Origin of the sequence: Pseudomonas persica (assembly GCF_900291015.1) — a bacterium.
GTDB lineage: Bacteria > Pseudomonadota > Gammaproteobacteria > Pseudomonadales > Pseudomonadaceae > Aquipseudomonas.
In genome coordinates, this window is record NZ_OLKL01000220.1 from 1 (window position 1) to 258 (window position 258).

General features: G+C 50.8%; 1 protein-coding gene. It reads left to right on the forward strand.

The annotated features are described in order from the left end of the window. Positions 1–258: CBS domain-containing protein (locus FQ664_RS26340; protein ID WP_144175924.1), on the forward strand; the 258-nt coding region annotated here is incomplete at both ends.

Consider the following 258-nt stretch of genomic DNA (forward strand, 5'->3'; position numbering starts at 1 on the left):
ACCTGAGATTGTCCGCGTCAATACCCACGATGACCAGGAGGATGTCGCGCATTCTTTTAAAAAATACGGCTACCTGGCCTTGCCGGTCATCGACAATGAAAACAGGCTGACGGGGATTATTACTGTCGACGATATCATCGATATCATGGAGCAGGAAGCGACGGAAGACTTTCAGAGAATGGCCGCTATGTCCCCATCAGAGGAGGCCTATCTGACAACGGGGATATTTGCCATGGCAAGACATAGGCTCCCTTGGCT